This is a genomic window from Mucilaginibacter sp. (genome assembly GCF_965277465.1).
Classification (GTDB): domain Bacteria; phylum Bacteroidota; class Bacteroidia; order Sphingobacteriales; family Sphingobacteriaceae; genus Mucilaginibacter.
Genome location: NZ_CBDICW010000002.1, coordinates 1,345,098 through 1,364,777, shown reverse-complemented (window position 1 = coordinate 1,364,777; position 19,680 = coordinate 1,345,098). Strand labels below are relative to the sequence as shown.

The window sequence follows — 19,680 nt, the reverse complement described above, 5'->3', positions numbered from 1 at the left end:
TTATGCATAAAACTCGGTAAAAATAATAATGTATTGCTATTTAAAGATGATGACGATTGATGATTAAAAATATTTTAAAACGTATGTGCCAATTGAAATATAGCAAACAAGTGATGTGCCTCGTGCAGCAGAAAAAACTCGGTCCACTCCAACGCCGTTAAATTTCCATACTTGGGGTGGCGGGCTGTACGGGTAAGCTGACCGGAAGATAAACCATTGATATTTTGGATGATGACCGCACGCTCCTTATTGATCAAAGCCAACAGCTCAGTTGTAGCTAAATTTTGATAAATCGCAAAGCTTGTATCTTCATTGGCATCATAACGTTCAAACTCTGGCTCATCAACTGCTACCAGCAAATCTATCCGGTCAATAAATAATAGCTGGTATTTTGCAAGGTGCGCAATCTGATCGTGAATACTCCACTTGCCAGGTTCAGGTTGCTGTTTTAGCTGTTCGTCATTGAGTTTATCAATAAATAGCTGGATAACACTATGCTGATTATTTAAACGATCGGTAAGCGATTGATAAAGCATGCTGATTTATGATTGGATTTATTGCCAAATGTAAAATTAATGGAGCATCCTTTACTTATTGTGCTTCAAATTGCTCAAATTTGGCAGTAAACAATATATACCAAACACAAATGCCTGCCTTAAACTTTGACCGCAACGCCGAATACATACTTGAAGACGACCATGTATTATTAAGACCATTACAGGAAACCGACCTTGATAATCTCTTAACCTTTGCTTTGAACGAACAGGATACCTGGAAATATTCGTCAAAAGGCGGCAGAGGGCGCGATGGTATGCTTGCCTATATACAGGATGCACTTACCCTAAAGGCAACAGGTATTGAATACCCTTTTATTGTTTTTGATAAGCTTTCCCAAAGCTATGCCGGCAGCACCCGCTTTTACGATATTCAGCCTAAAATGCAAACATTGCAACTGGGATATACCTGGTATGGCGGAAAGTTCAGGGGTACAAAACTAAACAAGCACTGCAAGTTTTTACTTCTGCAATTTGCATTTGAAACCTTAGGTGCCGAGCGTGTTGAATTTAGGGCCGATGCACGTAACGAGCGCAGTATTGCCGCCATGAAAAGCATTGGCTGTACGGTTGAAGGACTGCTGCGCAGCAACACCCCATTGCCCGAAGGTGGCCGCCGGGATTCAATAGTGCTCAGCATTTTAAAAAGCGAATGGGTAAACGGTGTTAAAGAAAATTTAAAGGCTAAATTATAAGGTGTTCCGACTACATTGTTTTGTACGATCCATTCTGGCAAAATGGTTGGCTTCAGCCATATTTATGTCATAGTTTATAAATCCGGCACTTTTTTATGCTGTATCGGCTTATAGATGGATATTTACTAAACTTGTTTAAGTAACAAACACAGTCAACATTTATCTATACAATTAAAAGCATTATAGTGGAACCCATTCTGAATATTACAGACCTTACCAAAACCTATCAAAGTGCCGGCCGAACGCTTACTGTGCTTGATCATATAAATTTTTCAATTGCTGCTGGTTCAACCAATGCTATTGTTGGGCCATCCGGAAGTGGTAAAACTACACTTTTAGGCTTATGTGCCGGGCTCGACAGGGCAAGCTCAGGCATTGTAGAGCTAAACGGCATCAACCTGAGTAATTTATCCGAAGATCAGCGGGCGCAGGTACGTAACCAGTATATTGGTTTCATTTTTCAGAATTTTCAGTTACTGCCTACCCTAACGGCGCTTGAAAATGTAATGGTTCCGCTTGAGCTTCGCGGAGAAAAGAATATCAAGGCACGTTCACTTGATCTGTTGGATAAGGTTGGCCTTGCCGATCGCAGTCACCACTACCCTATGCAATTATCAGGCGGCGAGCAGCAAAGGGTTTCGTTAGCAAGGGCATTTTCCAATGCCCCAAGAATATTATTTGCAGATGAGCCTACCGGTAATTTAGATGCCGAAACCAGCGAAAGAGTGATCAAACTGATCTTCGATTTGAATAAGGAAGCCGGAACAACGCTGGTTGTGGTTACCCACGATTTGGAACTGGCCTCAAAAACACAGCGCATCCTGCGTATTAAAGGCGGCAAATTAGTAGCTGACGAAAAAACCGATAACGGATAAGCTGCGATGGATAACGATCAGATCATTAAAAGAAAAATAAATATCCCCTGGCTATTTGAAATGGCCCTGCGCGATAGCCGTAAAAACCGCTCGCGGCTGTTCCTTTTTATATCAGCTATCATCTTCGGGATAGCCGCGTTGGTGGCTATATATTCGTTCAGGTATAACCTGCAAAACGATATTAACTCCCAGGCTGCTACACTGATTGGTGCAGACTTGGTAGTATCAGGCAACAAACCGGCCGACGTGGCCATAAAGCCGCTGCTTGATTCATTAGGCGATAAAAGATCAGAAGAAAGAAGCTTTGCTTCCATGATCTATTTCCCTAAAAACCAGGGCACAAGGTTGGTGCAGGTTAAGGCTTTACAAGGCGGTTTCCCGTATTACGGCAGTTTAGAAACTACCCCCGAAAAAGCCGGACAAACATTTAAAACAGGGAAATATGCATTGGTTGATAAAATACTGATGCTGCAATTTAATGCCCATGTAAATGATTCGGTAAAAGTTGGGGATGTTACGTTTTTAATTGTGGGTACCCTGAATAAAGCGCCGGGACAAACCGGGGTATCATCAAGCGTTGCCCCTATTGTTTACATCCCGATGGAATACCTGCCAAAAACAGGTTTATTAAAAAAAGGAAGCCGCATCAGTTATACTTTTTATTATAAGTATGACAGGCCGGTAAAAATGGACAAACTGGTTAAAAGTATTGAACCCAGGCTTGACAAGGCCGAAATGAATTATGAAACTATTGAAACCCGCAAAGAAAACACAGGCCGCTCCTTTGGCGACCTTACCCGCTTTTTATCATTAGTCGGGTTTATAGCTTTGTTATTGGGCTGCGTGGGCGTTGCCAGTGCTATCCATATTTACATCCGCGAAAAAATTGCATCTATTGCTATTATGCGTTGTTTAGGTGTAAAAGCATCCGAAGCATTTTTGATCTATCTGATCCAGATAGTTGGTATCGGCGTTGTAGGCTCTGTAATAGGTGCGCTGTTGGGCACATCCATACAGCACGTTTTACCAATGGTGATGAAGGATTTTTTACCCTTAACCATCTCTACCTCCATATCATGGCTGGCAATTGGGCAGGGCATCCTGTTAGGGGTTATCATTTCTGTATTATTTGCGCTGTTACCGCTTATCTCTATCCGTAATATATCACCCTTAAATACGCTGCGCATCTCCTACGAGGAGGTCAGCATTATACGCGACCCTTTAAGATGGTTGGTTTATCTTTTAATCCTGCTATTTATTATCACCTTTTCTTTTTTACAGTTAAACAGCTGGCTGGCAAGTATCTTTTTCACCATAGGTATTGGGGTAGCTTTTTTGATACTCACATTTACGGCCTGGCTTTTAATGAAGCTGATGCGCCTTTTTATCAAAAGTTCCTGGAGTTATTTATGGCGACAAGGGTTTGCTAACTTATACAGGCCAAATAATCAAACTATAATTCTTATTGTTTCCATTGGCTTAAGTACTGCTTTTATTTGTACGCTGTTCTTTATCCAGAGCATTTTGATTAACCAAGTGAGTTTATCATCCAGCGGAAATCAATCAAACATGATATTGTTTGATATACAAACCAGCCAGGAAAAAGCAATCAGCCAGTTAACCAAGCAAAATGGTTTACCAGTTATACAGCAGGTACCGATTGTTGCCATCAGGCTCGAAAAAGTAAATGGTAAAACTGCGGCTGATGTAAAAAAAGACAGTACGCTTAAAGTACCCGCCCGTGCTTATAATTACGAGTATAGGGTAACTTACCGCGATTCGCTCTCGCCTACCGAAAAGATCATTAAAGGCAAATGGGTTGGCACAACCGGAGCAGGTAAGGAAATCCCGGTTTCTATAGAGGATAATTTTTCTAAACGCAACCACATCACCGTTGGCGATCATTTGGTATTCAACGTCCAGGGTGTTGATATGGCCGCAGTAGTAGGCAGCGTAAGGCAGGTGAACTGGAACAAGATCCAAACCAATTTCCAGATTGTTTTCCCGAAAGGCGTATTGGAGGATGCACCCCAGTTCCGCGTGTTGCTTACGCATGTGCCATCGGCTGCTATATCTGCAAAGTTCCAGCAGGCTGTAGTAAAAAGCTTTCCCAATGTTTCCATTATCGATTTGGGGCTGGTTTTAACCGTGGTTGATGATCTGTTGGATAAGATCAGTTATATCATCCGCTTTATGAGCGCCTTTAGTATTATTACAGGTGTGGTGGTGTTGATAGCATCAGTAAGGATCAGTAAATATCAACGGATTAAAGAAAGTGTGCTGCTGCGTACCCTGGGTGCAAGCCGTAAACAAATATTTGCCATTACCGCTTTAGAATATTTATTTTTAGGAGCACTATCAGCCTTAACTGGTATTGTAATTGCTATAAGTGGGAGTTGGTTATTAGCAAAATATAGCTTTGAAATTCCGTTTGTTATTAATTTAATACCGGCAGCTATCCTGTTTTTTATAATAACCTTATTAACTATTGTTATAGGATTATTAAATAGCAGGGGCGCACTCAATAAACCACCTTTAGAGATATTAAGAACTACATCGTAATACCCGGAAATGTATAAATTAAACATCATTGGCCTGTTAACCGTTGCCTTGCTGATAAGCAGTTGCGGCGATAAAAAAACTGCTGCAACTAACACCACATCGGTAAGTAATAATACTGCGGATTCAACAAGTGCAAAAACGATCCTTTTTTTCGGGGACAGCCTTACAGCAGGTTATGGTTTGGATGATGCCTCAAAGGCTTTTCCTGGTGCGGTACAAAACAAAATAGATTCGGCTAAGCTGCCCTACAAGGTAGTTAATGCAGGGGTAAGCGGTGAAACATCTGCCGGTGGCAAGGGCCGTATTGCCTGGATACTTAAACAAAAGGTTGATGTTTTTGTGCTTGAGCTTGGCGCTAATGATGGCTTACGCGGCATCCCGGTAAGTGAAACTACCCAAAACCTGCAGGCAGTTATTGATAGCGTTAAATCAAAATATCCAAAGGCAAAATTAATGCTACTAGGTATGCAGGTGCCCCCTAATATGGGTACGGCCTATGCCTTAAGTTTTAAAGCTATATTTCCTGAACTGGCTGCAAAAAATAAAATGACGCTTATGCCATTTTTACTAAAAGATGTTGGTGGTGTGGCTGCATTAAACCAAAAGGATGGCATACATCCAACTGCCGAAGGTGCCAAAATTGTAGGTAATAATGTTTGGCAGGTGTTAAAATCTTTACTGATCTAATCCAGCTCAATAAAACCAATATTAATTGCATCAACGCGCCGGGTTCGTCTAAAAACGCCAATGCCGTAATTGGCATTAATGCTGATGCTGCCTTCAATGGTAGTTAAAAGACCGTTCTCGTTCTTCTCCACCAGCCCGGCATGGCCGTTGCCGCCACCTGTAGAGATAATAAATATTTGTCCGGGTAAAACTAAGGAGATATCTAATTTAGCATCATTACCCTGTATCCTTTTACTGGTTGTTTTGCACCACATATCAATAACGCCACCTGTTTTATATGCCGGGTTTGTTACCCTAAGATTACTGCTTGCCTGTTTAAAGCACCAGTAAATAAACGCCATGCTCCAGGGTTCGCCATGCGGTATACCTGCCGAATCCTGATACTTATTTATCTTAAGGCCATTATTGCTCCCTGTTGGAAATTCCATTACCCCAACCTGAGAACGGGCTACATCCAAAACATTTGCAAGCAAGCCATTTGGTGCATCGGTTATTACCGTGTTGCATTCTTCGTTAAATAAAGTAGCCCAGGTAACAGGGCCAATTATGCCATCAGCTTTTAAAGGATTACCATACTGATCGGTAAAGCGGGTTTGAAAAAGAACTATTGCATGGCGCGTATCTAAGTCAAAATCACCATTAACTTTAAGCGGGCCGCAGCCCTTTTCATTTAACTGTTGCTGAATAGATTTAACAACAGTTATGTCAATTTCATTTTGCTGAATAGCGTAGCCGGGGTAATGCATAGGATAATTAAGGTTGATCCATTTAAAGTTAATTACTCTAAACAAATTATCACCCCGTGTTTTAACGGTATTTACTCCGGGTGTTTTAACGGGGTGCCAAGAGGGGATTTTATTTTTAATTTATTTAAATAGTTACCCCATATACCTAACACAGGATGTTTATCTTCGCAAAAAAAGAACAATTATGGCAACAACTAAATTGACTATTAATAACAACGGCTCGGTAAAAATTGACGGGGATTTTGAAATTGTAGATATGCAGGGCAACCCTTACGGTTTGCAGGGCAGAACCGTTGTTTCTATTTGCCGTTGCGGCTTATCGGCTAATAAACCATTTTGTGACGGTGCCCACAAAGGACACTTTGAGCACAATGCTGTAGCGTTTGACTTACCTCCGCGAAAAGTTTAACCGATAAATATTTTATCTGCTTATTTTCAAATCTCCTTTAAAAAGGGGCTGTTATATTTTAATATCACCACAAAATGGAAAAAGTAAAAGTTAACGGTATTGAAATAAACTACAAAATTACAGGCAAGGGAACGCCCGTTGTATTGATACACGGGCATCCCTTTGACCATACCATGTGGCAGCCGCAGGCAGTTGCGTTATCAGCATTTTACCAGGTTATCACGCCCGATCTGCGCGGATATGGTAAAAGCAGTTTGCCCGAAAATTCAAAAACCAGCTTTGAGGATTACGCAACCGACGTTTTAAAACTGCTGGATAATTTAGCGATAGATAGTTTCCACTTAGGTGGATTATCCATGGGCGGGCAGGTGATTATGGAAATATACAGGCAGGCCCCGGCAAAGATCAAATCGTTAATATTTGCCGATACATTTGCATCATTAGATACCCCTGCTGTAAAAAAGGGCCGTTATGATGCAGCCACCCGGTTTGAAAATGAGGGCATGGATGCCTATGCCGAAGAAGCAATTTACAAAATGCTTAAGCCCGAACATGTTACCGAAATGCCTGGAGTAGCCGCCTTTGTTATAAACATGATGAAGGATACCAACCCTGCTGCTGCGGCAATAGCCTTAAGGGCAAGGGCCGAAAGAATTGATTACTTAGCAGATGTATTACCGCAGATAAATATCCCTACGCTGATAATAGTTGGCCGCCAGGATGAGTTTACACCCGTTGTAATGGCCGAAGAACTAAAAGCAAGCCTTAAAAATTGCAAACTGGCAATAATTGAAGATGCCGGCCACATGCCCAACCTGGAGCACCCGGACGAATTTAATGCTATCGTGATTGATTTTTTAGAAAGCATCAGCACCGGGCACCATTCGCTTTAGCCTAAACCATCGCTGAATCCCCAATTATCTTTTAAGCCATCATTTTATAACTCCACCTTTTTCATTTTTGGGGACAGGAGATGCATAATTATCCATGCCAACAGGTAAGCACAGCCGCAAATGGTAAAGATTATATTATAGCCCCAAAGTATATGGCCTGCTTTTTTATTGGCTTCCAATATAACCCCAATCAGCGCCGGGAAAAATATGCCGCCAACAGACCCGGCCATACTACCGATACCCACAACCGAACTTATAGCCCGCTTAGGAAACATATCTGACGCAGTTGTAAAAATGGTAGCGCTCCATGCCTGGTGCGCCGCTGCCGCTAAACCAATTAAAAAAACGGCCTGCCATATATTTGTAGCAAAGCGGGCCGTAATAATGGGCACTACACAAATAGCAAAGATCAGCATGGATACCTTACGGGCCTTAAAAATAGGCCATCCCTTTTTTATAAACCACGATGACAGGTAACCACCGCCAATGCTGCCAATGGTAGTTGCTGTATAAACTATAACCAATGGTAAGCTTGGTTTTTTAAGGTCGATATTAAAGGTGCTTGCAAAATATGAGGGCAGCCAAAATAAAAAAAAGTACCAGATAGGATCAGTGAGTAGTTTACCGGCAACAAACGTCCAGGTTTGCCTGATGCCTAAAAGCTGTACCCATCTTATCTTTTTTTCATCTTCGGGTTTAACCACAACTTCGTCTATATCGCTGTGGATAAATTCAAATTCTGCTGCTCCAAGTTTTTTATGTTTTGATGGTACTTCGTAAAAGATGCGCCAAAAGATAAGCCATACAAAACCTATGGCACCGGTAATAATAAATGCCATTTGCCAGCCATATATACCCAGTATCCAGGGTACAAGAACGGGTGCAATTACGGCGCCTATGTTGGCACCCGAATTAAAAAGCCCGGTAGCAAAGGCACGCTGCTTTTTAGGGAACCATTCCGCAACGGTTTTTATAGCCGCCGGAAAGTTACCCGACTCGCCCAATCCCAATGCTACCCGTACCACGCCAAACCCTAAAGTACTTTTAACTATGGCATGCAGCATAGCCGAAAGACTCCAGATAATGATAGAGATGGTATAGCCTAACTTTGTACCAATTTTATCAATAAAATTACCGAACAGCAGTAAACCTACGGCATAAGCCGCAGAAAATGCCATTACAATATTGCCGTAATCAATCTCCGTCCAGTGGAACTGAATAGCCAATATGGGCTTTAACAGACCGATAACCTGCCTGTCCAGGTAGTTAATTGATGTAGCAAAAAACAGAAGGACAACCACTACCCATCTGTAGCTCCCCACCTTTTTTTCTTCCATAATGTTTGGTTTATACTTATTACATGGCAGCCTTAACTAACTCCAATGCCCTAACAGTATCTGTATATAATTGCTCGTAAAGTTTTTTATCCAAAACATCCCTGCTTATCAGTTTACTGCCTATCCCAACTGCACATACGCCTGCGTGGAACCACGAGCTGATATTTTTTCCATTTAACTCCACCCCACCGGTAGGCATAAAAAGCAAACCGGGGAATAACTCTTTTACCGAACTTACAAATGCAGGCCCTACTATATTTGCCGGGAAGATCTTTACCAATACAGCACCGTTCTTTTGCGCTGCGTAGATCTCCGTTGGCGTCATACAGCCGGGAATCCATAGTAGCTTATGCTTGTGGGTTGCTTTAGCCACCTCGGGGTTTATAATAGGTGCTACAATGAAGTCAGCCCCGGCATCAATAAAAGCTTCGGCCTCCGATACATTTTTTATCGTGCCAATACCAATATACATATCCGGCATTTCTTTTTTCCGGGCCTTTATCAGCACTTTAAAGTTATCCAATGCCTGTTTGCCCCGGTTGGTATATTCAATTACCCGTATACCTGCTTTATAAAGTGTAAGGGCTATTTGCAGGCTTACTTCTGCATCTTCATAAAAAAACAGCGGCAACATGCCTTGCGTTATTATGCTATCTAATACTGCTTTTTTTATTTTCATTGCATTGCTTTTTTAATTTCGGCTATGGTTTTATCGGTTGCATCGCTTTTAACAAACAGCTGCTCAAATGCTGCGGCAGTTGCAAACTCTACTATTTCGGCGGGTTCAAGGTTATTGTAAAAACCGTAGATGAGCCCTGCCATAAAACAATCACCGCTGCCTACTTTATCTGTTATGTACTTGGCTTCATATACACTCGAGCTATGAAACTCATTATTGGTATACAAAGCCGTGTAATAAGTAATATCGTTACTGGCATCAAACCTGAAGGTATTTGCAACGGCTTTGCATTTTGGGTACTGCGCCATAATCTGCTCTGAAGTTTTCAGGGCTTCTTTCAGGTAGATGCTTTTTTGTCCCGACTCATGAATATCAGGAAAAACCGGGATACTGAGCATCATTTCGGCTGCCCAAACATTGCCCATTACCAGGTCACAATACTTTATCAGTTCGGGCATTATCTCAAGCGGAGATTTACCATACTTCCATAATTTTGACCGGTAGTTCAAATCAACCGAAATAGTAATGTTTCGTTTGGATGCAGCTTCCAAAACTTCCAGGCAAACCGCTGCAATATCATTGTTTATAGCCGGGCATATCGCACTAAAATGAAACCAGCTTACCCCTTGTAAAACTTTATCCCAGTCAATTACCCCGGGTTTTAAATTTGCAAAGGCAGAATTGGCACGGTCGTATATCAGGGCATCATGTTTAAGATCCTGCCCTGCTGTTAAAAAATATAGGCCTATCCTGCCATCACCATAAAAAATGGACGAGGTATCAATACCCTTGTTAGTTAGTGCGTTTACAATTTGTGCCGATAAACCATTATTTGGCAAGACTGTAAAATAAGCAGAAGGTACATCCCATAATGCCAGTGCTGTTGCCACGTTAAGCTCGGCACCGCCCACATAAAATGGCAGTTGGTTGGTACTAAGCCACTCGCCTTCGGCATCAGGGCAAATGCGGAGCAGTAACTCTCCGAAGGATAGTATTTTACCGGGATGTGTATAGTTATTTAAAAGTGCGCTCATTTTACTTTATCAAAATCGAAATAGTTTTTTGCATTGTAATAGCAAATATCCTGGATGATCTTGCCCGTCCACGGCAGGTCATTCGGCAGCTCGCCGTTCTCAATATCATTACCAAAAAGATTACACAGGATGCGCCTGAAATATTCATGCCTTGGGTATGATAAAAAGCTGCGGGAGTCGGTAAGCATCCCCACCATGCGGCTCAGCAGCCCCATATTTGATAAGGCATTCAGCTGTTTGATCATCCCGTCCTTCTGATCTAAAAACCACCAGGCCGATCCAAACTGCATTTTTCCGGCGGTAACCCCATCATTAAAATTGCCTGCCATGGTTGCAAACAGCTCATTATCGGCAGGGTTTAAATTATATAGGATGGTTTTAGTAAGCTTGTCTTCAGCCTCCAGCTTATTTAAAAAAGCCGAAAGGTTTTTGCCCTGCGAAAAATCGCCAATTGAATCATAGCCTGTATCAGGTCCCGCCTGCATCAAGGCGCGTACATTATTGTTACGTAAAGCACCTAAGTGGTATTGCTGTACCCATCCTTTTTCATGATCCCAAACGGCAAAATGATACAGCATAGCCGATTTAAACTTCTCTACCTCATCGGGCAGTAAAACCTGCTCGGTTCTGATCCGCGAAAAGATTAGCCTGATCTCCAGATCGGTACTTTTTTTTGCGTAAAGCTGTTCAAGCCCATGATCAGAAACCGAACAGCCATTGGCAGCAAAGTAATTATGCCGCTTTTTTAATGCCTGCAGGTAAGCCTCAAAATTATCAATTGATGTATTGAAAATCGCCTCTAACCTGGTGATGTAAGCATTAAGGGCTTTGGTATTATCGGCCTCCATTGCCTTATCCGGCCTGAATGCGGGCAATATTTTTACTGCATACCCATCTTGTTTTATTTTTTGATGATGTGCCAAATCATCCAAAGGATCGTCGGTAGTACAAACTACCTCAACCCTGCGGTTTTTGATCAGGTTACGCACACTATACTCCGGCGATTGCAGCTTTTCGTTGCACTCGTCATAGATATTTTTTGCCGTTGCCGGCGATAGTAATTCCTTTATGCCAAAATAGCGCTGCAATTCCAGGTGTGTCCAATGGTATAATGGGTTGCGCAGCGTATAAGGTACAGTTGCGGCCCATTGTTCAAACTTTTCCCAATCGGTTTTATTCCCGGTTATATAAGCTTCATTAACCCCGTTGGCGCGCATTGCCCGCCATTTGTAATGATCGCCGTTGAGCCATATCGAGGTAAGGGTATTGAAATTCACATCGCCGGCAATCTGATCTGGCGGTAAGTGGCAGTGGTAATCAATAATAGGGAGTTGTGCAGCATAGTTGTGGTATAACTGCTGCGCGGTTTTAGTTTCCAGTAAAAAATCTTCGTTTAAAAAGTTTTTCATTTTTAATTATCTGCCGCGATGGGGGCATCTATCCGGGTTTAATAATTTGGTTCAGCAATATACTTTTTATAGTGTACAATAGCTTAAAGTAAAAGTTAATTTACAATTTGTTTGGCATAAATTAAATGAGCCGGTATTAATTAAACACTTTATAAGCGTTTTGTTGTTGTTGTAACTACACAAGCAGTACCTGTTATGGAAAAGCATATTGTAAAAGTTTTAAAAACCGAATTTGTAACGCACAATGTAAAACGCTTTACATTGGAAAGGCCAAAGGGCTATACCTTTGTATCAGGGCAGGCTACAGATGTATCCATCAATAAACCGGAACTTACGGATGAGCTGAGGCCGTTTACATTGACCAGCCTTAACAGCGATGACCATTTGGAGTTTACCATAAAAATTTATACTGGGCACAATGGCATTACTGAAAAGCTGCTAAATGTTAATGTGGGCGACGAACTGATAGTACACGAGGTTTTTGGAACCATTAACTACCATGATAAAGGATTGTTTATTGCGGGTGGTGCAGGGATAACCCCTTTTATTTCCATATTCCGTGAGCTTACAAAGCAAAAAGACATTGCAGGTAATGTACTGCTGTTTGCAAACCGCACCGAAAAAGATATTATTTTAAAGGATGAATTAGACGCGATGCTGGGTGAAAATCATATTGACGTTCTATCTGACCAATCACCCGGTAAAACGGGAAAACATATTGATAGGCAACTGCTTAAACAATACACAGGCCCGCAAATAAAAAACTATTATATATGCGGACCTGATGAATTTGTATCGGCAATAAAGGAAGACCTGATTGAACTCCAGGTACCCGAAAAGCAAATTATTACGGAGCAGTAGTTGTTAGCTGCGCTTTAATTTTTTAGTCGGGAATGGTAAACCAAAAAGTTGAACCAACCCCTTCTTCGCTATCAATGCGGATAATTCCATGATGCTGTTTGACGATCTCGGCCGAGATAAACAAGCCCAGGCCCAAACCTGCATACCTTTGGGAATTTTCCTCAACCCGGTAAAATCTATCAAATAACAAAGGCAGCTTATCTTTAGGGATACCTATACCAAAATCAGTAACTGATACCTTAACAGCATTCTCTATCTTATCAATTTTAACAATTACCTTTTCGCCGTCCGGAGAATATTTAATTGCATTAGAGATCAGGTTGATCATTACTTGCTCTAAGCGGTTACGGTCTGCATAAATTTCCAGTTCCGTTTCGCCTTCTATAATTAACTGGTGCTTTATTGAAGTACTTTCCAATTCGTCGCAACATTCAATTAACAGCTCGCCAACTTTAAACCTTGATTTTTTCAATGTTAACTTACCCGATTGAATTTTGGTAACATCCAACAGATCTTTAATCAGTACAATTAGTTTATCAACCTGCTTAATAGCCTTTTGTACCATAATAAGCGCAGGTTTCATTTCGGCATAATTTGAGGTTGTACGTTCAATTATCTGCAAAAATGCTTTTAAACTGGTAATTGGCGTTTTTAATTCGTGGCTTGCAATACTTATAAACTCGTCTTTTTTACTTAACAATTCGCGGGTGGCTTCGTCTATAAGTTTTTGAACTGTAATGTCCAGCAAGGTGCCTATAAAACGAATAGGCTCGCCCTGTTTATTAAAGTAAACTTTTCCCTTACCCTTTAGCCATTTTATTTTCCCATCAATGGGTGGTGTACGGTGCTCAATATCAAACTCTTCTGTGTAATTAACGTCCATAGCGTCACTAATGCGTTTTTCAACCCATTTACGGTCATCAGGATGAATTCTATCTAAATAATGAGCCAGGGTTACCAATGCTGATGGTTGCACACCAAATATCTCCTTACAGCGTTTATCCCAAACCAGTTCCTGTGTTTTTGGATCATAATCCCAGGTACCCAAACCGGCCGAATCAACTGCTGATTTTAACCGTTCCTTGCTTTCGCTCAATAAACGTTCGGCTTCAGCCAAGCCTTCTTCTACTTTACGTTTATCGGTAATATCTTCTATAGCCAATAAAATTAAAGGCTCCCCGTTAACATTATGAATTTGCCTTGCATTTAAAAGCATTATTCTATTCCCTATGAAGGGGAAAGGCAGCATTACCTCAAAGCCTTCTAATTCTTTCTGTTTTGGAAGAATATTTTCAAGGATCTCTTTAAGTTCAGGTATGTTCCATTGCTGGTTGCCAAGGTCATATATATATTGACCTTCGGTTTGATTTTCGGTAGTTTTAAATTTATTATAAAACCCTGCCGTTGCCCTTTTTACACGCAAATCTTTATTAAGGATAAGTAACGGATCGCGAATGGTATTTACAATGCCTTCGGTATATAAACGCGAATTATTTAACTGGTCGTTGCGGTCAATTAATTCCTTATTAACAATCATCACCTCTTCGTTGGTGCTTTGCAGTTCTTCTTTGGAGGTTTCTAATTCTTCATTCAGGCTTTGCAATTCCTCACTGCCCGAAAGCAGTTCTTCATTGGCACTTTGTAACTCCTCATTAGCTGTTTCCTGCTCTTCTGTAATGGCGCGCATATCAAGCCGTGATTGCGAAAGCTCCTTTTCCAATTGCTCAATACGCAATTCGTCACGGTTCTCCACCATATTTTCAACAGGTTCATTCACCTCACTAATGGATTGCTGAATACCTGCCGATGAAACATTTTGAAAAACAACCAAAAAATAAGGCTCAGCAGTATCCTTTAATGGCATAGCCTGAATATTTACATAATGCTGTAAACCATTCAGTTTAAAAAAAACAGCAGCTTTGCGGGCCGGCAATTTTGTTTTTTGGGCAAGGTGCAAAATATTCCTTAATTCAAATGCCAATCCCTCGCGGGCCATTTTTATGATATTAAAGCTTGGTTTACCACTTGGGGGTGTAAGCCAAAGTTCCGTTGTGCCCCTAAATTGTATAACATCAAACTTTTCATCAACCAAAACTGATGGCGGCATAAAATTAGATAGCATAGCTTCATCGGCTACTTTGTAAATATCTTTTACATTGCTTTCTTTTTGAATGTTTTTATCAATCTCGCGAAAGGTACGCTCCCTTCCCGGCGAACTGACTGCCATAAAACGGCCTAAAGGACCTTTTCTGCGGTATATTTTTTCGGTGCTGTTATAGGGAGTAAAAATATCTGTATTGCTGCCAATGGTTTCTGATTTACCGAGCATCAAAAATCCATCTTCGGTTAATGAATAATGGAAAGTGGTTAATGCCCGTTTCTGTAAAACAGGTTCAAGGTAGATCATTACATTACGACAGCTTACCAGATCTATTTTTGAAAATGGCGGATCTTTAAGTAAATTATGGTGTGCAAACACACACATATCACGTACGCTTTTTGTAACCTGGTAACTCCCATCAAGCTTGCTAAAAAATTGCTGCATCCTTGAGGTCGAAATACCATCTAATTCGCTTTGGCGGTATATGCCCGTACGTGCTTTAGCAATGGCAGTTTCTGAAATATCGGTAGCAAAAATCTGGATCTTCATGGCTGCAGCCTTATCACCCAATTGCTCCTGTAAACAAATCGCCATTGAATAGGCTTCCTCGCCGGTGGCACATCCTGCCACCCAGATCCTTAACGGTTCATTAATTGTTTTTTTGCTGAGTAATGCCGGGAATATATTATCGCATAATACCTCAAAACTTTGTGTATCCCTGAAAAAATTGGTTACAGAGATCAGCATATCATTATACAAAGCATCCTGCTCGTTCTTATTCTCGCGGAGAAAAGAAAGATAATCAGCAGTTTGCTCCATTTTACTTAAAGCCATCCGCCTTATAATGCGGCGTTTAAGCGTGCTTTGCTTGTAGTAAGTAAAATCAACACCCCTGCGTACACGCAGTACGGTAAGCATTTGTTTAAAAACCTCGCTGTCCTGCTGTGGCAGGGTGGTTAACATTTCGGAGGTTGAGTAATCACTGTGAAAAGGGTAATTTATATTGATCAGCCTTTCTGCAATTTTTTCGGGCGATAATACAAAATCAACTACCCCGGCTTTAATTGCACTTTTCGGCATACTATCGTAAGCCGCCGAAGCTTCATCCTGTGCAAAAGTTAAACCACCGTATGATTTAATTACCTGTAACCCGGCAGTTCCATCGTTCAATGCACCAGAAAGTACAATACCTACGGCATAACTTTGATGCACCAAGCCCAGTGATGAGAAGAAAAGATCAATGGTATTGCTCTGTTTATGCGTAGCGTCCAATGGTGCAAGCCGCAGCACACCATCGGTAGCTGTAAGAATTTTATTTTGCGGGATAATATAAAGATGATCCTGCTCCAGATGTACGTTATCGGTAATAAGCTGTACCGGGAATGGGGTTATTTTTTGAAGTATCTCGGGTAAAATACTGGTATGCTGAGGGCTTAAATGTTGTACAAAAACAAATGCCATCCCAGATTTTGCAGGTAATGCCTTTAAAAATGCTTTTACTGCTTCTAACCCACCCGCTGATGCACCGATACCTACTACAGGGAATTGCAAACCAGAAACTTCTTCATTTTTAACCTTTGCCATTGTCTAATTTAAAAGATTAAAAAAATGAATTTAAAACCAGTTTGTAATTGTTGTATAAATGTAGAATTTATTATCAGATTAAAAATAGCCTGTTTTTTGAAAAACCATTCACAATAAGTAGAAAACAACACAAAAACCTAACAATCAATAAGTTAAAAACATAATACAACAATAAAGAATATATAATTTATTTTTAATTAAAATTATAATAATTAAATTATAAATAAATTATATATTTTTATAACTAATTAACAGTATTTAAAAACTGTCAGTTAATAGTTAGTTAATTATGTAAAAGCAGGAATAGCGCAAGGCCACACCTGCTTTTTTTGCTTTATAAATATTCCCCCGTTAACTTATGACCTTGCTGTTTTCCGGGCCATATCTTCATCTGCTCTTTTGTAAGTTGGCGCTATAGCTTTCATATAACTTGCTATATTTATAAAATTTTAAACTAACAATGGCTTCTTTGTACTCCGAACTTGATCGTTTTAATTTACTGGTTGATGCATCCCCTATGCCAACGGCTATTTACAAAGGAAAAGAAATGATCATAGCAGCAGCTAACCAGGCTATGTTAGATGTTTGGGGCAAAAAAACATCCGTTATCGGCAAAACGCTTAGAGAAGCTCTTCCTGAATTAGACGGGCAGCCTTTTCATAAACTGCTCGATAAGGTTTATACTACCGGCATCCCCTACCATACCAAAGAGGGCCGTGCCGATCTGATGATTGACGGCAAATTAAAAACATCCTATTATACCTTTACATACCGCGCCATAAAAGACATAAATGGCAAACCCGAAGCCATAATTAATACCGCTGCTGACGTAACCGAACTGGTAAATGCGCGCAAACAGATTTCTGAAAATGAAGAACAGCTCTCATTCGCACTTACTTCGGCAGGCATTGGCACCTGGGATCTTGATCCTATCAATTATACCGTAAAATGGGATAAGCGCTGCCGGGAGTTATTCGGTTTTCCTTTAGAAGGAATTATTACCTTTGATGATGTGCGCGATTGTATGCACCCCGATGATAAAAAAATGGTTCACCAGGCGGTGCTTGCAGCCATTAATCCAAAAAGCAGGGGTCAGTATGATATCAGATACCGAACCGTTAACGCCCATAATAATGAGGCCCGCTGGGTGCATTGCAAAGGCAAAGCTTATTTTAATGCAGATAATATTGCCTACCGGTTTGCAGGTACAGCAAGGGATATTACCGAAGAGGTAAAAGCGCGCAGGCGCGAACAGCAATTATTAAGCCTGGTGCAAAACAATGCCGACCACATGACCATTGCCGACATGGATGGCAACCTGATTTACATGAACCAGGCAGCAAGAGAAATGCTGGGTGTTGATGCCGATACAGATGTTACCCTGCTTAGCGCTGCTGATTTTTACTCGGCAAAAGAGTTGGGCCGGGTTCAAAACTATGTTATAAAAGAGATTAATGAGCATAATGGCTGGCAGGGTACCGTATACCTTACCAATAATAAAACAAAAGAGGAATTTCCCTGCCATATAAGTTATATGCTGATTAAAGACCCTGAAAATGGTGACATAATTGGCAGAGGCGCAACCGCGCATGATTTAAGGCCCGAACTTTATGCCCGTAAATTACTGGCCGATAAAAACAGTGAGCTGCAAAATGTAATTAAAGAAATGGAGTTTTTAGCAGATTCTGTTCCATCGGTTGTTTGGACAAGTACTCCTGACGGGCAGCTGGATTATATTAACAAACGGTGGACTGAACGGGGTGCAAAACCGCTTGCCGAAGCATTAGGTATGGGCTGGGTTGATACGCTGCACCCCGATGATGTAAAAGCCACAGAATTGGCATGGACAGAATCATTAAAAACAGGAAACCCTTACCAGATTGAATTTAGAATAAGAGATAATACTGGCGAATACCGCTGGTGGCTGGTTAGGGCCCTCCCTTTAAAAAACGAAGACGGCGCCATTATTAAATGGTACGGCACCAATACAGATATTACCGAACAAAAGGAACTGGAAAAACAAAAAGATAATTTTTTAGGAGTAGCCAGCCACGAATTAAAAACACCTATTACCAGCATAAAAGCTTATGCGCAGGTAATGGAAATGATGTTTAAACGAACAGGCGATGTTAAAAATGCCGCCCTTGTTGCAAAAATGGATAAACAGGTAAACAGGCTTAATAATCTTATTGGCGATTTGTTGGATGTTACCAAAATAAATACCGGGCGCCTGCAGTTTAACTATGAAAAATTTGATTTTAACCAAATGGTTGAAGAGGTTACCGAAGAGGTACAGCGCACCACCAGTAAGCACATTATTAAAAAGCAGCTTAAATTTACCAGCGAGCTTATGGGCGATAAAGATCGCATTACACAGGTAGTAACTAACCTGCTTACCAATGCTATCAAATACTCGCCCGACGCTAACGAGATAATTATTTACACCGAAGACCACGGCCATGAGGTGCAGCTTTGCGTACAGGATTTTGGCATAGGCATCAGCGCCGACAAAAAAGATAAAGTATTTGAGCAATTCTACCGCGTAAGCGGAACAAAGGAATACACTTTCCCGGGGCTTGGTTTAGGGCTTTATATTTCGGCTGAGATCGTAAAAAGGCTGAACGGGAAGATCTGGGTAACCTCGGTTGAAGGTAAAGGATCAACCTTTTGCTTTGCCTTACCCATCAAACAGCTGGATTAAATTAAAATTTAAGCTAAAAATCACTGCCCTGCAGCTTATATTTACCCCTATTGCATGAGAGCCGAAACAAAAAAGATTTTTATAGCCGATGATGACGAGGCTATAGTTGATTCAACAACCATGATTTTAGAAGTTATGGGTTACCAGGTTGAGCATACCCTTAACGGGGCAATGATACAAGCCGGTATACAAAATAAACCCGATCTGTTGCTTTTAGACATCTGGATGTCGGGCATTGATGGCCGGGAGGTTTGCCGGGATTTAAAAGCCGATCCCGAAACAAAGAGCATTCCTGTTTTAATGATCTCGGCCAGCAGGGAGATCCGCGATTCGGCCTTAGCCAGTGGCGCCGATGACTTTTTGGAAAAGCCCTTTGATATGAATGTGCTTTTAAACAAAATTGAAACCCTTATTGGTTAAATTATTTCTTACTTGTTTTATTATATTTCCCTGTAGTTTATACCATAATAGTTTACTCCCCCTTGTTGTATCACGTATAAAGATTTTAACTTTCATAACCTGATTGATAATTATTGGTATATTAGATTTATAT

At 40.9% G+C, this 19,680-nt stretch carries 16 protein-coding genes; 9 read left to right on the top strand and 7 right to left on the bottom strand.

Annotation, left to right across the window (positions count from 1 at the left end; all coding sequences use genetic code 11):
• Window positions 1–74: 74 nt before the first annotated feature.
• On the bottom strand, window positions 75–536 hold the full coding sequence (locus tag ACQY4U_RS18370) for a DinB family protein (RefSeq protein WP_428330914.1): 462 nt from the start codon (window positions 534–536) through the stop codon (window positions 75–77).
• Between the two features lie 110 nt (window positions 537–646).
• Here ACQY4U_RS18370 and ACQY4U_RS18365 point away from each other — a divergent pair, with 110 nt between their 5' ends.
• The 4 genes from ACQY4U_RS18365 (at window position 647) to ACQY4U_RS18350 (ending at window position 5,373) form a co-directional block, all read left to right on the top strand.
• Window positions 647–1,249, top strand: a complete 603-nt coding sequence (locus tag ACQY4U_RS18365; protein WP_428330913.1) for a GNAT family N-acetyltransferase — start codon at window positions 647–649, stop codon at window positions 1,247–1,249.
• Window positions 1,250–1,434: 185 nt separating this feature from the next.
• Window positions 1,435–2,124 carry an ABC transporter ATP-binding protein gene (locus ACQY4U_RS18360; protein ID WP_428330912.1) on the top strand — a complete coding sequence of 230 codons (690 nt, stop codon included), beginning with the start codon at window positions 1,435–1,437 and terminating at the stop codon, window positions 2,122–2,124.
• Window positions 2,125–2,130: 6 nt separating this feature from the next.
• Window positions 2,131–4,686: an ABC transporter permease gene (locus ACQY4U_RS18355; protein ID WP_428330911.1), complete on the top strand. Its 2,556-nt coding sequence runs from the start codon at window positions 2,131–2,133 to the stop codon at window positions 4,684–4,686.
• 9 nt (window positions 4,687–4,695) lie between these two features.
• On the top strand, window positions 4,696–5,373 hold the full coding sequence (locus ACQY4U_RS18350; RefSeq protein WP_428330910.1) for an arylesterase: 678 nt from the start codon (window positions 4,696–4,698) through the stop codon (window positions 5,371–5,373).
• On the opposite strand, the gene ACQY4U_RS18345 is transcribed toward ACQY4U_RS18350, so the two are convergent.
• Window positions 5,370–6,119 carry a peptidoglycan-binding domain-containing protein gene (locus tag ACQY4U_RS18345; RefSeq protein WP_428330909.1) on the bottom strand — a complete coding sequence of 250 codons (750 nt, stop codon included), beginning with the start codon at window positions 6,117–6,119 and terminating at the stop codon, window positions 5,370–5,372. The genes ACQY4U_RS18350 and ACQY4U_RS18345 overlap by 4 nt on opposite strands.
• 184 nt (window positions 6,120–6,303) lie before the next feature.
• Between ACQY4U_RS18345 and ACQY4U_RS18340 the strand changes: the two genes are divergently transcribed.
• Entirely contained in the window at window positions 6,304–6,528 is a 225-nt protein-coding gene (locus ACQY4U_RS18340; protein WP_428330908.1) for a CDGSH iron-sulfur domain-containing protein, read from the top strand.
• A gap of 74 nt (window positions 6,529–6,602) precedes the next feature.
• Window positions 6,603–7,421, top strand: a complete 819-nt coding sequence (locus ACQY4U_RS18335) for an alpha/beta fold hydrolase (RefSeq protein WP_428330907.1) — start codon at window positions 6,603–6,605, stop codon at window positions 7,419–7,421.
• A 44-nt stretch (window positions 7,422–7,465) separates the two neighbouring features.
• On the opposite strand, the gene ACQY4U_RS18330 is transcribed toward ACQY4U_RS18335, so the two are convergent.
• From ACQY4U_RS18330 to uxaC, 4 genes are read right to left on the bottom strand one after another with little or no spacing between them, the layout of a single operon-like run.
• Window positions 7,466–8,758, bottom strand: coding sequence for an MFS transporter (locus tag ACQY4U_RS18330; protein ID WP_428330906.1), 1,293 nt, complete (start codon window positions 8,756–8,758; stop codon window positions 7,466–7,468).
• Between the two features lie 19 nt (window positions 8,759–8,777).
• A complete protein-coding gene (locus ACQY4U_RS18325; RefSeq protein WP_428330905.1) occupies window positions 8,778–9,437 on the bottom strand; it encodes a bifunctional 4-hydroxy-2-oxoglutarate aldolase/2-dehydro-3-deoxy-phosphogluconate aldolase in 660 nt (219 codons plus the stop codon).
• Complete coding sequence (locus tag ACQY4U_RS18320) at window positions 9,434–10,471, bottom strand: PfkB family carbohydrate kinase (RefSeq protein WP_428330904.1); 1,038 nt, start codon at window positions 10,469–10,471, stop codon at window positions 9,434–9,436. Before ACQY4U_RS18320 ends, ACQY4U_RS18325 begins: the two co-directional genes overlap by 4 nt.
• Entirely contained in the window at window positions 10,468–11,880 is a 1,413-nt protein-coding gene (gene uxaC / locus ACQY4U_RS18315; protein ID WP_428330903.1) for a glucuronate isomerase, read from the bottom strand. The genes ACQY4U_RS18320 and uxaC overlap by 4 nt, the downstream gene beginning before the upstream one ends.
• Before the next feature lie 195 nt (window positions 11,881–12,075).
• Here uxaC and ACQY4U_RS18310 point away from each other — a divergent pair, with 195 nt between their 5' ends.
• Window positions 12,076–12,741: an FAD-binding oxidoreductase gene (locus ACQY4U_RS18310; RefSeq protein WP_428330902.1), complete on the top strand. Its 666-nt coding sequence runs from the start codon at window positions 12,076–12,078 to the stop codon at window positions 12,739–12,741.
• 22 nt (window positions 12,742–12,763) lie between these two features.
• Here the strand turns inward: ACQY4U_RS18310 and ACQY4U_RS18305 are convergent, their stop codons facing one another.
• On the bottom strand, window positions 12,764–16,426 hold the full coding sequence (locus tag ACQY4U_RS18305; protein WP_428330901.1) for a CheR family methyltransferase: 3,663 nt from the start codon (window positions 16,424–16,426) through the stop codon (window positions 12,764–12,766).
• A 460-nt stretch (window positions 16,427–16,886) separates the two neighbouring features.
• Between ACQY4U_RS18305 and ACQY4U_RS18300 the strand changes: the two genes are divergently transcribed.
• Window positions 16,887–19,127 (top strand): PAS domain-containing sensor histidine kinase, encoded by a 2,241-nt coding sequence (locus ACQY4U_RS18300; RefSeq protein ID WP_428330900.1) that lies wholly within the window; start codon window positions 16,887–16,889, stop codon window positions 19,125–19,127.
• Window positions 19,128–19,181: 54 nt separating this feature from the next.
• Window positions 19,182–19,547 (top strand): response regulator, encoded by a 366-nt coding sequence (locus ACQY4U_RS18295; RefSeq protein WP_428330899.1) that lies wholly within the window; start codon window positions 19,182–19,184, stop codon window positions 19,545–19,547.
• Window positions 19,548–19,680 lie beyond the last annotated feature (133 nt).